Below are 12,823 nucleotides of genomic sequence, written 5' to 3'. Positions count from 1 at the left end.
AACCGTGGGGGAGTCCAACATTTTTTCGATAACCTGGGGCCATGCCTCAGGTGCTCCCCGCCCCCGCCAGCATTCGCAACCTGCCGAGCTGGCTGCTGGGCCGCGCGGGCGCGCGCGGCCGCGGCCTGGTGGCCGCCGCGCTCGCCGAGGAGGGCATGCGGATGTGGCACCACGCGGTCCTCGCGGCGGTGGCGGATTACGGCCCCGTGGGCCAGGCGGATCTCGGCCGGGCGATCGCCCTCGACCCGAAGGACGTGGTCGGCATCCTCAACGACCTGGAGCGCGACGGCCTCCTGACCCGCGCCCCCGACCCGAAGGACCGCCGCAAGAACGCGGTGTCCCTCACCCCCGGGGGCCGCGCCATGACCGAGGCGTGCACGGCCAGGGCGGAGGCGGCCAATGAGGCGCTGCTGGCCCCGCTGACTCCCGCGGAGCGCGCCCTCTTCCTCGACATGCTGCACAGGGTGTCGGGCGTGCGGACGCGCTGAGGGGCCGCACATGGCCGACGGGGTCGGCCGGCGCAGGGGGCGCACCCCGCCGACCGACCCCGGCCCGTGCCGCGGGCGGACAGCTCAGCGCTGCGCGGCCACTTCCCGCAGGGCGATCCGCTGCTCGCCCGCGTACACGTTCATGGAGGAGCCCCGCAGGAAGCCCACGAGGGTGAGCCCGCTCTCCTCGGCCAGGTCCACCGCGAGCGACGAGGGCGCGGAGACCGCAGCCAGCACCGGAATCCCCGCCATCACGGCCTTCTGCGCCAGCTCGAAGGAGGCGCGCCCCGACACCAGCAGCACACTGCGCGCCAGCGGCAGCCGCCCGTCCTGGAGGGCGCGCCCGACCAGCTTGTCGACGGCGTTGTGCCGCCCGACGTCCTCCCGGACGTCGACCAGCTCCCCCTCGGGGGTGAAGAGCGCCGCCGCGTGCAGGCCCCCGGTCCGCTCGAAGACCCGCTGTGCGGCGCGCAGCCGGTCGGGGAGCCGCGCGAGCAGTTCGGGAGCGAGCAGGACCGGGGGAGCGCCGCCCGCCGTGTCGTCGATCGGGTGGCGGGTCGTGGTGCGCACGGCGTCGAGGCTCGCCTTGCCGCACAGGCCGCACGAGGAGCTGGTGTACACGTTCCGTTCGAGGTTGATGTCGGGCATCTGCACACCGGGGGCGGTCACCACGTCCACCACGTTGTACGTGTTGCTCCCCTCCACCGTGGCCCCCGCGCAGTACACGATGTTGCGCAGCTCGTCGGCGGAGCCGAGGACGCCCTCGCTGACCAGGAAGCCCGCCGCGAGCGCGAAGTCGTCGCCCGGGGTGCGCATCGTGATCGCGAGCGGCTTGCCGTTCAGCCGGATCTCCAGCGGCTCCTCGGCGACCAGGGTGTCGGGCCGCCGGGAGACCTGTCCGTCCCGTACCCGGATCACGCGGCGTCGCTCGGTGACACGTCCCATGTGCTCAGTCCCGGTTCTGTACGTGTTGGTAGCCGAAGCGGCCCTTGATGCAGAGGTTGCCGTGGGTCACCGGGTTGTCGTGCGGCGAGGTGACCTTGACGATCTCATTGTCCTGCACATGGAGCGTGAGGTTGCAGCCCACGCCGCAGTAGGCGCAGACCGTGGTCGTCTCGGTCTGCCGCTCCTCGTCCCAGGTACCCGCCGCGCGCATGTCGAACTCCGACTTGAAGCTGAGCGCCCCCGTGGGGCACACCTCGACGCAGTTGCCGCAGTACACGCACGCCGAGTCGGTGAGCGGGGCGTCGTGCTCCACGGCGATCCTGGCGTCGAAGCCGCGGCCCGCGACGGAGATCGCGAACGAGTTCTGCCACTGCTCCCCGCAGGCGTCCACGCACTTGTAGCAGAGGATGCACTTGTCGTAGTCGCGAACGTACAGGTCGTTGTCCACCCGGGGCTCCTCGCCGAGGCGCGCCGCGTCGGGGCCGAAGCGGTCGGGCTCGGCCCCGTACTCCTCGATCCACTCGGCGGCCCGCGGCGTGGTGGAGAGGTCGACCGAGGACGCCAGCAGCTCCAGGACGATCTTGCGGCTGTGGTTGACCCGCTCGGTGCCTGTGCTGACCACCATGCCCGCCTCGGCGCGCCGTGAGCAGGCCGGGACCAGGGTGCGGGAGCCCTCGACCTCGACGACGCAGACCCGGCACGCGTTCTTCGGGGCGAGGGTGTCGCCCTGGCAGAGGGTCGGCACGTCCCTGCCCGCCGCCCGGCACGCGTCCAGGACGGTCGCGCCCTCCGGGGCCCTGACCGGCTCCCCGTCGATGGTGAACTCCAGCAGCCGGCGCGGCGGCGCGAGCGGCACCGCGGTGCGGCGTGACGTCTCGCCGCGGGCGCCCTGACTGGTCACGTGCGGTGTCATGCGTAGGCTCCCAACCGGTCGATGGCCGACTCCACGGCGTTCCACGCGGTCTGCCCGAGACCGCAGATCGAGGCGTCCCGCATGGCGCGGCCCACCTCGCGCAGCAGGGCGACGTCGTCGGCCGCCGCCGCGCCCCTGCGGTCGAGCAGCCGCCCGAGCGCCTCCTGCTGGCGTACGGTGCCGACCCGGCAGGGCACGCACTGGCCGCAGGACTCGTCCCGGAAGAACTCGGCGATCCGCAGCAGGACGCGCGGCAGCGGCACGGTGTCGTCCATGACGAGGACCACCCCGGAGCCCAGGGTCGTACCGGCCTCGCGGGTGCCCTCAAAGGTCAGCGGCACGTCGAGTTCCCCAGGGCCGACGAAGCCGCCCGCCGCGCCGCCGAGCAGCACCGCGCGCAGCCGCTCAGGCGGCCCCGCGAGCGCGAGCAGCTCCCGCAGCGTGGCGCCGAACGGCAGCTCGTAGACCCCGGGGCGCGCCACGCTCCCCGAGACGCAGAAGAGCTTGGGCCCCGTGGACTTCGCCGTGCCGAGGGACGCGTAGGCCGCGGCGCCCCCGGTGAGGATCGGCAGCACGTTGACCAGCGTCTCGACGTTGTTCTCCGCGGTCGGCTTGCCGAACAGGCCCTTCTCCACGGGGAACGGCGGCTTGGAGCGCGGCTCGCCCCGGTAGCCCTCGATGGAGTTGAACAGCGCCGTCTCCTCGCCGCAGATGTACGCCCCCGCGCCGCGCCGTATCTCGATGTCGAACGCGTAGCCCTGCCCCATCACGTCGTCCCCGAGCAGCCCGCGCGCGCGTGCCTGCGCCAGGGCGTGGTCGAGCCTGGCCAGGGCGCGCGGGTACTCGCCGCGCAGATACAGGTAGCCGCGGTGCGCGCCGACCGCGTACCCGGCGATCGTCATGGCCTCGACCAGGGAGTACGGGTCGCCCTCCATGAGCACCCGGTCCTTGAAGGTGCCTGGCTCCGACTCGTCCGCGTTGCAGACGAGGTAGTGCGGGTGGTCGGGCTGGCCCGCGGTGGCGGACCACTTGCGCCCGGTGGGGAACGCGGCGCCGCCCCTGCCGACCAGGCCCGCGTCGGTGACCTCGCGGATCACACCGGCCGGGCCCAGGCCGAAGGCGCGGCGCAGCGCCGCGTAGCCGCCGTGCGCCCGGTAGTCGTCGAGGGAGGCGGGGTCGACGGCGCCCACCCTGGCGAGCAGCGTGAGACCCGGGTCGCCCGCCTGCGGCACCGCGAGCGCCGCGGGCGGCTCCTCGGGCGCGGAGTCGGGCGACACCGCGGCGTGCACCGCCGCGTCGGCCGTGGCGGGCGCGGCCACGGCGGTGCGCACCGTCTCGCCCGAGGTGACGGCGAGCGCGGCGGGGGCGCGCTCGCACAGGCCGAGGCAGGGGCTGCGCTCGACGTGCACCCCGCTGCCGGGACCGAGCCGCGCCTCGGCCCCGGCGTGGAGCGCGTCGGCGCCGCGGGCCTGGCACGCCAGGTCCGTGCACACGTGCAGCACCGTCCGCGGCCGTGGCCGCAGCGCGAACATCGCGTAGAACGTCGCCACCCCGTAGCCCTCCGCGGGCGGCACCGTCAGACGGCGGCAGAGGTAGGCGAGGCCGCCCTCGCTGATCCAGCCGACCCGGTCGTTGAGGGCGTGCAGCCCCGGCAGCAGCAGATCGCGCCGCTCGCGGTCCTCGCGGCCGCCGCGGGCCCAGCGCAGATCGCCGTCCGAGCGCTCCACCCACTCGCCCGACGGCGCCTCCCAGGACGATCTGGGCGGGCCGAGGAGGGCGTCGACGGCGGCGCGCTCCTCGTCGGTGGGCTTGCTGTCGCCGAAGCGCAGATCCATTTCTCACCTCACGGTAGCGACGGGCAGCTTGTCGATGCGGATCGCCGACGCCTTGAACTCGGCGGTGCCCGCGATGGGGCAGTTGGCCTCGATGGTGAGCAGGTTGGTGTCGACCTCGTCGGGGAAGTGCATCGTCATGAACGCGAGCCCGGGGCGCAGGCCCGGATCGATCCACACCGGGGCGTTGACGGACCCGCGCCGCGACGCCACCCGCACCTCCTCGCCGACGGTGACCCCGTAGCGCTCCGCGTCCTCGGGGCACAGCTCGACGTACTCGCCGCGGCGCAGCGGTGAGGCGAAACCCCCGCTCTGCACACCGGTGTTGTACGAGTCGAGCCGCCGCCCCGTGGTCAGCCTGATCGGGTACTCCTCGTCGGTGAGGTCGACCGGCGGATCGTGCTGGACGAGGCCGAACGGGGCGGGCGTGCCCCGCAGTTCGGGCCGCTCCTGCCACAACCGGCCGTGCAGGTAGCTCGGTTCGATCCCGTCGGTGTCGGGGCACGGCCACTGGATGCCCTGGTGCTCGTCGAGGCGTGCGTAGGTCATGCCGTAGTGGTCGGGGGAGACCGAGCGCAGCTCGTCCCAGACGGCCTCCGACGTCGCGTACTTCCACTCGTGCCCGAGGCGCCCGGCGAGGTCGCAGATGATGTCGATGTCCTCGCGCGCCTCGCCCGGCGGGGTGACGGCCCTGCGCACCCGCTGCACCCGCCGCTCGCTGTTGGTGGTGGTGCCCTCGGTCTCGGCCCAGCCCGCGGTGGCGGGCAGCACCACGTGGGCCAGCTCCGCGGTCTTCGTCAGGAAGATGTCCTGCACCACGAGGAAGTCGAGCGCCGTCAGCCGCCTGACGGCCTGTTCGCTGTCGGCCTCGGACTGCGCGGGGTTCTCGCCGACGCAGTACACGGCCTTCAGCTCGCCCGACTCCATCGCCTCGAACATCTCGGTGAGGTTGAGCCCGTAGCGGGGTTCGAGGCCGACGCCCCACGCCGTCTCGAACTTCCGCCGCACCGCGGGGTCGAGGACGTCCTGGAAGCCCGGCAGCCGGTTGGGGATCGCGCCCATGTCGCCGCCGCCCTGCACGTTGTTCTGGCCGCGCAGCGGCTGGAGCCCGGAGCCGTAGCGGCCCACGTGCCCGGTCAGCAGGGAGAGGTTGATCAGCGCGCGGACGTTGTCGGTGCCGTTGTGGTGCTCGGTGATGCCCAGCGTCCAGCAGAGCTGGGCCCGTTCGGCCCGCGCATAGGCGTGTGCGAGATCCGCGACCGCCGCGGCCGGCACCCCGGTGACCTTCTCCGCGAGCGACGGCGTCCAGGGCTCGACCAGCGCCGCGTACTCCTCGAAGCCGCTGGTGGCACGCTCCACGAAGGAGCGGTTGACGAGCCCGGCGTGGATGATCTCGCGGCCGACGGCGTGCGCGAGCGCGATGTCGGTGCCGACGTTGAGCCCGAGCCAGCTCTCCGCCCACTCGGCGGTGGAGGTGCGGCGCGGGTCGACCGCGTACATCCGGGCCCCGTTGTGTATGCCCTTGAGGACGTGCTGGAAGAAGATGGGGTGCGCGAAGCGGGCGTTGGAGCCCCACATCACGATCAGGTCGGTGTGCTCGATCTCCTCGTACGACGAGGTGCCGCCGCCGGAGCCGAACGCCGCGGAGAGCCCGGCCACGCTCGGGGCGTGGCAGGTGCGGTTGCACGAGTCGACGTTGTGGGTGCCCATCACCACGCGGGCGAACTTCTGCGCCACGTAGTTCATCTCGTTGGTGGCGCGGGAGCAGGAGAACATCCCGAAGCTGCCGCGGGCCGCGCCGAGCCCCTCGGCCGCGCGGGTCAGCGCCTCCTCCCAGGTGGCCACGCGGAACGGCTCGTCGCGCGAGTCCCTCACCAGCGGGTGTGTGAGCCGGGTGTACGTCTTCGGCGCGCGGTCGCGCCCGCGGCCGCGGCGCCCGGTGTCCCGTCCTGTCATGCCGCCCTTCCTTCCTTGGTGCGGTCCGCGAGCAGGTCGCAGAGGGCGTGGACGGTGCGGAGCGTGGGCACCGGCACGTCGGTGATCTCCGCGAGTTCCACGACCGCCGCGAGCAGCACGTCGAGTTCGAGTGGTTTGCCGCGCTCCAGGTCCTGGAGGGTGGAGGTGCGGTGGTCGCCCACCCGCTCCGCCCCGGCGAGACGCCGCTGCACGGAGATGTCGGGGCGGCAGCCGAGCGCCTCGGCGACCGCCAGGGTCTCGTTCATCATGATCTCGATCACCCGCCGGGTGCCGCCGTGCAGGCACATCTGACGCATCGTCGCCCGGGACAGCGCGCTGATCGGGTTGAACGAGATGTTCCCGAGCAGCTTGATCCAGATGTCGGAGCGCAGCTCGGGCTCCACCGGGCACTTGAGCCCGCCCTCCCGCATCGCCTCGCTGAAGGCGAGGCAGCGCGGGGAGAGCGAGCGGTCGGGCTCGCCGACGGAGAACCGGGTGCCTTCGAGGTGCCGCACCACCCCGGGGCTCTCGATCTCGGTGGCCGCGTACACCACGCAGCCGACGGCGCGCCGCGGCGCGAGCACCGCGCTGACCGCGCCGCCCGGGTCGACGCTCTGGATACGGGTGCCGTCGTACGGGCCGCCGTGCCGGTGGAAGTACCACCAGGGGATGCCGTTCTGGGCGGCGACGACCGCGGTGTCCCGGCCGAGCAGCGGCTCGATCAGCGGCCCGCACGCCGCGTACGAGTGGGCCTTGAGGCCGAGGAACACGTAGTCGACCGGGCCGACTTCGGCCGGGTCGTCGGTGGCGTGCGCCCGGGCGGCGAAGTCGCCGCGGGGGCTGAGCACGCGTACGCCGTGCCGCCTCATGGCCGCCAGGTGCGGTCCACGGGCGATGAGGTGGACGTCGGCGCCCGCGCGGTGCAGTGCGGCGCCGACATAGGCGCCGATCGCTCCGGCGCCGAGGACTGCGACTTTCACGTGGGGCGCTCCGTTCGGTTGAGGGGACCGAGGGAAGGTGCCTCGAAGATCGGACGGCCGCCGCGGCGCGCCCACCGCGCCCGCGTCGGCCGGGACCGGTGGGCCTGCCCGGCGCCTCACGGCCGGGCCGGAGCCTCCGACCATAGCGTCTACGGAATATTGTCTACAGTATGGAAGGGGCTCCGGCAAGGCTCGGGACGGGCGCGGTCCGGGACTTGGGGCAGTCATTGCCGAACGCCCGTCCTCCCGCGCCCCGCAGCGGACCCCGCGGGAAACGGAACCGCGCGCGCCCGCGTGGGGAGCCCCGCGGCCCCTGCCGATACCCTGCCTCGAACAGTCAAGCGGAAACCGCGCGTTGCCGGGAGGGCACCGGCCGGAAACGATGCTGCATACCGTCGACGATTTTTGCCGCCGACGTCTTCCCAACCGCCCACGCGGTTTCTATCGTCCGAACGATGACCTCCACGTCACCCCCTCCCGGGACACCCCGGGAGTCCGCTCCCGGCGGCCCCGTCGCGTCCGCCGGCTGGAGCCGCTGGCTCGTCCCCCCGGCCGCCCTCTCGGTGCACCTCGCCATCGGCCAGGCGTACTCCTGGAGCGTTTTCAAGCCGCCCCTGGAATCCGCCCTCGACCTCAGCGGCACCCTCAGCGCACTGCCCTTCCAACTCGCGATCGTGATGCTCGGCCTGTCCGCGGCGTTCGGCGGCACCCTCGTCGAACGCCGGGGCCCGCGCTGGGCGATGGCGGTCGCCGCCACCTGCTTCGCCACCGGCTTCCTCATCGCCGCGCTCGGCGCCGCGACCCGCCAGTACTGGCTGATCGTCCTCGGCTACGGCTTCGTCGGCGGCATCGGGCTCGGCATCGGCTACATCTCCCCGGTCTCCACCCTCATCAAGTGGTTCCCGGACCGTCCCGGCATGGCCACGGGCATCGCCATCATGGGCTTCGGCGGCGGCGCCCTCATCGCCTCCCCGTGGTCCGCCCAGATGCTGGAGTCCTTCGGCTCCGACTCCTCGGGGATCGCCCTCGCGTTCCTGGTGCACGGCCTCGCGTACGGCGTCTTCATGACGCTCGGCGTGCTGCTGATCCGGCTGCCGCCGCGCGGCGGACCCGCCCAGGCCGGGGCCGCGGCCACCGCCACCGCGGGCGCGGCGGGCGCACAGGTGTCCGCGCGCAGCGCGGTGCGCACCCCCCAGTTCTGGTGCCTGTGGGTCGTGCTGTGCATGAACGTGACCGCGGGCATCGGCATCCTGGAGAAGGCCGCCCCGATGATCACGGACTTCTTCGCGGACAGCAGCGCACCGGTCTCCGCCTCCGCTTCCGCCGGGTTCGTGGCCCTGCTGTCCGCCGCGAACATGCTCGGCCGCATCGGCTGGTCCACGGTCTCCGACCTGATCGGACGCAAGAACGTCTACCGGCTCTACCTCGCCGTCGGCATCCTCATGTACGTCCTCATCTGGCAGGTCGGCGACGGCTCCAAGCCGCTGTTCGTGGTCTGCGCCGCGGTGATCCTCTCGTTCTACGGCGGCGGCTTCGCGACCGCGCCCGCCTATCTGAAGGACCTCTTCGGCACCTACCAGGTCGGCGCCATCCACGGAAGGCTGCTGACCGCCTGGTCGCTCGCCGGGGTGCTCGGCCCGCTCATCGTCAACTGGGTGGCGGACAGTCAGGAGGACGCGGGCAAGAACGGCCCCGCCCTCTACGGCGTCTCCCTCGTCATCATGATCTGCCTGCTCGCCGTCGGCTTCGCCGCGAACGAACTCATCCGCCCCGTCCACCCGCGCCACCACCTGACCGCAGAGCGAAAGGCCGTATCCGATGCCGACGACGCCGACACCCCCGGGAACGCCCCCGCCGCCGACGGCCCCGCTCCCGGACGCACCCGGCCGTCCCCGTGACCACCGGCTGCTGATCGCGGTCGCCTGGCTCTGGGTACTGGTCCCGCTCGGCTACGGTGTCTATGAGCTGGTACGAAAGGCTGCTCAACTGTTCACTGGCTGAAACCGGGCGAGTCCCCTCCGGAACCGGCCGATGTGGCCTGCGATGTTGCCGGACACGACAAGGAGCGCGCTCGAATTCTGTTGCCTTGCCGCCCCCCGGGACGTCGGCGGGCTGCGCAGACTGGCAGTCCGTGCTCACCGGCCACTGGGGGGACTCGTCCATGCAGGGCTCACGCATCGCCGCGCTCGGCCACTACCAGCCTGCCGAGGTCCTCACCAACGAGGACCTGGCACGCATGGTGGAGACCAGCGACGAGTGGATCAGGGCCAGGGTGGGGATCAGGACCCGGCACATCGCCGGCCCGGAGCAGCCCGTCGACCACCTCGCGGCGCAGGCGGCGTCGAAGGCGCTCGCCGCCGCCGGCCTCGCGCCCGCCGACATCGACCTGGTGCTCGTCGCCACGTCCACGGCCGTCGACAGGTCCCCCAACATGGCGGCCAGGGTCGCCGCAAGGCTCGGCATGGCCTCGCCCGCGGTGCTCGACGTGAACGTCGTCTGCGCCGGGTTCACCCACGCGCTCGCCACCGCCGACCACACCCTGCGGGCCGGGGCCGCCAGCCGGGCCCTGGTGATCGGCGCCGACAAGATGTCCGAGGTCGCCGACTGGACCGACCGCGGCACCGCCGTCCTCGTCGGCGACGGCGCGGGCGCGGCGGTCGTGGTCCCCGACGAGAATCCGGCGGGGACAGCGGGCGTCGGCCCCGTGCTCTGGGGCTCGGTGCCCGAGATGGCCGCAGCGGTACGCATCGAGGGCACGCCGCCGCGCTTCTCCCAGGAGGGGCAGAGCGTCTACCGCTGGGCCACGCACCGGCTGCCCGCGCTCGCCAGGCAGACCTGCGAGCGGGCCGGCATCGACCCGTCCGACCTCGCCGCCGTGGTGCTGCACCAGGCGAACCTGCGGATCGTGGAGCCGCTCGCCGAGCGCATCGGCGCCACCAGGGCCGTGGTCGCCCGCGACGTGGTCGACTCGGGCAACACCTCGGCGGCCAGCGTGCCGCTCGCCTTCTCCAAGCTGCTGGAGCGCGGGGAGATCGCCTCGGGCGACCCGGTGCTGCTCTTCGGCTTCGGCGGGAACCTGTCGTACGCGGGGCAGGTGGTGCGCTGCCCGTGACGGGTGTGCCGGGTGTGATGAGACTTCGGGGGGAAGCTTCCGAGGTTGCCGCCGTCGATCGGTAGACTGTAGACGATAGCCAATCGACCGAGGGGGACCCCGATGCTGTCGACAGGACTGCCGCAGGGCGCGGTGCCCAAGCTGGAGCGTCCGGGACCGCTGCGCGAGCGCGTGTACGAGGCCCTGCTCGAACTGATCACCACCCGCTCCCTGCGCCCCGGGCAGCACCTCGTCGAGAGCGAGCTGGCGGGCCACCTCGGGGTGTCACGGCAGCCCGTGCGCGAGGCGTTGCAGCGGCTCAACACCGAGGGCTGGGTCGATCTGCGCCCCGCCCAGGGCGCCTTCGTCCACGAGCCCACCGAGGAGGAGGCCGACCAACTGCTCACCGTGCGCACCCTCCTGGAGGCCGAGGCCGCCAGGCTCGCGGCCGCCGCCGCGGGCAGCGCGGGCGTCACCGCGCTTGAGGAGCTGTGCGCCAGGGGGGAGAGCGCCGTGGCCGACGGCGATGTGGAACTCGTCGTCGCCACCAACGCCGCCTTCCACGCCAAGGTCATGGAGCTGGCCGGGAACGTGGTCCTGAGCGAACTGGCCGCCCAGGTCGACCGCAGGGTCCGCTGGTACTACACGCCGGTGGCGCGGCAGCGCGGCAAGCAGTCCTGGATCGAGCACCGCCAGTTGATCGCCGCCATCGCCGCCCGTGACGAGGCCGAGGCCACCCGGGTCATGCGCGCCCACACCGAGCACACCCGTCGCACGTACCACGGCCGCAACAGGGACACCACCACCGGCTGAGCCCCTTGGGCCGCGCCATATGCGGCTTCCTGCGCCCCGCGCGCCCTCTCCTGTGCCGCGCCTACGCGGCTTCCTGTGCCCTCGTGTGCCCGCTTCTGTGCCGCGCCACAGGCGGCTCCCGCGCCCCACGTGCCCTCTTCCGTGCCGCGCCGCACACGGCCTCCCGCGACCAACTCCCCACCCCTCGCGGCAGCGTCCCCGCAGCCCCGCCCAACTGCCCGTACTCCCCGCGCTCACACGCCCCCGTGCGCGCCCCCCGGGCTCCTCTCCGTGCCCGTGATCTGCCGGTGACCCCAGCGTCTTTGTCCTGTGACTGGAGAAAGTAAGCACTAAATCCCGCCCAAGTCCTTCCCACTCAGATCATGCACTGCTACTTTCCACTCGAAAGCCCGACGGAGACAGCCGATGAGGCGGGGAGGGGCATGTGAGACGCATGACGGCTCGACCCGCGAACGCGCACCAGGCCCGGCTGCTGCGGCTGCTGCGCGACTCAGGCCCCAACTCCCGGGCCCAGCTCGGCGACCAGGTCGACCTCTCGCGCTCCAAGCTCGCCGTGGAGGTCGACCGGCTGCTGGAGACCGGGCTCGTCGTCGCCGACGGCCTCGCCGCCTCCCGCGGCGGACGCCGCTCGCACAACATCAGGCTCGCCCCCGCACTCCGCTTCCTCGGCGTGGACATCGGCGCCACCTCCGTGGACGTCGCCGTCACCAACGCGGAGCTTGAGGTGCTCGGGCACATCACCCAGCCCCTCGACGTGCGCGAGGGCCCCGTCGTCGTCTTCGAGCACGTCCTCGCCATGACCGCCAAGCTGCGCGCCTCGGGGCTCGCCGAGGGCTTCGACGGCGCCGGGATCGGTGTCCCGGGCCCCGTCAGGTTCCCCGAGGGCGTGCCCGTGGCACCCCCGATCATGCCCGGCTGGGACGGCTTCCCGGTCCGCGAGGCGCTCAGCCAGGAACTGGGCTGCCCCGTCATGGTCGACAACGACGTGAACCTCATGGCCATGGGCGAGCAGCACGCCGGAGTCGCGCGCTCCGTCGCCGACTTCCTCTGCGTCAAGATCGGCACCGGCATCGGCTGCGGCATCATCGTCGGCGGCGACGTGCACCGCGGCACCACGGGCAGCGCGGGCGACATCGGCCACATCCAGGTGGAGCCCGAGGGCCGCCCCTGCGCCTGCGGCAACAAGGGCTGCCTCGAAGCCCACTTCAGCGGCGCCGCGCTCGCCCGCGACGCCGAGGAGGCCGCCGAGACCGGCGCCTCGCCCGAACTCGCCGCGCGCCGCGCCGAGTCGGGCCCTCTCAGCTCCGTCGACGTCGCCGCTGCCGCCGCCGCGGGAGACGCCGCCGCGCTCGACCTCATCCGCGAGGGCGGCAACCGCGTCGGCCAGGTCATCGCGGGACTCGTCAGCTTCTTCAACCCGGGACTCGTCGTGATCGGCGGTGGGGTGACCGGCCTCGGACACACCCTGCTCGCCGCCATACGCACCCAGGTCTACCGCCAGTCGCTGCCGCTCGCGACCGGCAACCTCCCCATCGTGCTCGGCGAGCTGGGCCCCACCGCGGGGGTCATCGGCGGCGCCAGGCTCATCAGCGACCACCTGTTCTCACCCGCGTAACCACCGCCGCGCACCGCCCGGCACCACCCGCCCCGAGGCGCCCCACCGCACCGGGCACCGACCGCACGAGCGCCACCGCACCACCGGCAACCCCGGCCCCCGCGACCACGGGGCCCGGGGCACAGCACCACCTTGCCAGTCAGCCGTCAGTCAGCGAGGCCCGCCGCACCGGCCGCACCGCCGAGGGGAC

General features: G+C 73.1%; 10 protein-coding genes. 5 read left to right on the top strand and 5 right to left on the bottom strand.

The features are described from left to right. Positions 1-41: 41 nt before the first annotated feature. Positions 42-488 carry a MarR family winged helix-turn-helix transcriptional regulator gene (locus tag ACIBIW_RS21490; protein ID WP_399338518.1) on the top strand — a complete coding sequence of 149 codons (447 nt, stop codon included), beginning with the start codon at positions 42-44 and terminating at the stop codon, positions 486-488. Between the two features lie 84 nt (positions 489-572). Here ACIBIW_RS21490 and fdhD read toward each other — a convergent pair whose 3' ends face one another. From fdhD to ACIBIW_RS21465, 5 genes are read right to left on the bottom strand one after another with little or no spacing between them, the layout of a single operon-like run. Next, complete coding sequence (gene fdhD / locus ACIBIW_RS21485) at positions 573-1,433, bottom strand: formate dehydrogenase accessory sulfurtransferase FdhD (RefSeq protein ID WP_399338516.1); 861 nt, start codon at positions 1,431-1,433, stop codon at positions 573-575. A gap of 4 nt (positions 1,434-1,437) precedes the next feature. Beyond that, on the bottom strand, positions 1,438-2,346 hold the full coding sequence (locus tag ACIBIW_RS21480) for a 2Fe-2S iron-sulfur cluster-binding protein (protein WP_399338514.1): 909 nt from the start codon (positions 2,344-2,346) through the stop codon (positions 1,438-1,440). Continuing rightward, complete coding sequence (locus tag ACIBIW_RS21475; RefSeq protein WP_399338512.1) at positions 2,343-4,181, bottom strand: NADH-ubiquinone oxidoreductase-F iron-sulfur binding region domain-containing protein; 1,839 nt, start codon at positions 4,179-4,181, stop codon at positions 2,343-2,345. The genes ACIBIW_RS21480 and ACIBIW_RS21475 overlap by 4 nt, the downstream gene beginning before the upstream one ends. 3 nt (positions 4,182-4,184) lie before the next feature. Next, positions 4,185-6,134: a molybdopterin oxidoreductase family protein gene (locus ACIBIW_RS21470; RefSeq protein ID WP_399338510.1), complete on the bottom strand. Its 1,950-nt coding sequence runs from the start codon at positions 6,132-6,134 to the stop codon at positions 4,185-4,187. Beyond that, the gene (locus ACIBIW_RS21465) at positions 6,131-7,114 is read right to left on the bottom strand and encodes a 2-dehydropantoate 2-reductase (RefSeq protein ID WP_399338508.1); all 984 of its coding nucleotides are present in this window, start codon (positions 7,112-7,114) and stop codon (positions 6,131-6,133) included. The genes ACIBIW_RS21470 and ACIBIW_RS21465 overlap by 4 nt, the downstream gene beginning before the upstream one ends. A gap of 455 nt (positions 7,115-7,569) precedes the next feature. On the opposite strand from ACIBIW_RS21465, the gene ACIBIW_RS21460 reads away from it, so the two are divergent. The 4 genes from ACIBIW_RS21460 (at position 7,570) to ACIBIW_RS21445 (ending at position 12,633) form a co-directional block, all read left to right on the top strand. Beyond that, on the top strand, positions 7,570-9,012 hold the full coding sequence (locus ACIBIW_RS21460) for an OFA family MFS transporter (protein WP_399338506.1): 1,443 nt from the start codon (positions 7,570-7,572) through the stop codon (positions 9,010-9,012). 263 nt (positions 9,013-9,275) lie between these two features. Continuing rightward, the gene (locus ACIBIW_RS21455) at positions 9,276-10,226 is read left to right on the top strand and encodes a beta-ketoacyl-ACP synthase III (RefSeq protein WP_399338504.1); all 951 of its coding nucleotides are present in this window, start codon (positions 9,276-9,278) and stop codon (positions 10,224-10,226) included. A 102-nt stretch (positions 10,227-10,328) separates the two neighbouring features. Then, a complete protein-coding gene (locus tag ACIBIW_RS21450; protein WP_399338502.1) occupies positions 10,329-11,018 on the top strand; it encodes a GntR family transcriptional regulator in 690 nt (229 codons plus the stop codon). Between the two features lie 433 nt (positions 11,019-11,451). Then, positions 11,452-12,633, top strand: coding sequence for an ROK family protein (locus tag ACIBIW_RS21445; protein WP_399338500.1), 1,182 nt, complete (start codon positions 11,452-11,454; stop codon positions 12,631-12,633). Positions 12,634-12,823: the final 190 nt, after the last annotated feature.

This window comes from Streptomyces sp. NPDC050560, assembly GCF_044457285.1.
GTDB lineage: Bacteria > Actinomycetota > Actinomycetes > Streptomycetales > Streptomycetaceae > Streptomyces.
The sequence above is the reverse complement of the archived record's forward strand: the minus strand, read 5'-3'. Positions and strand labels throughout refer to the sequence as shown.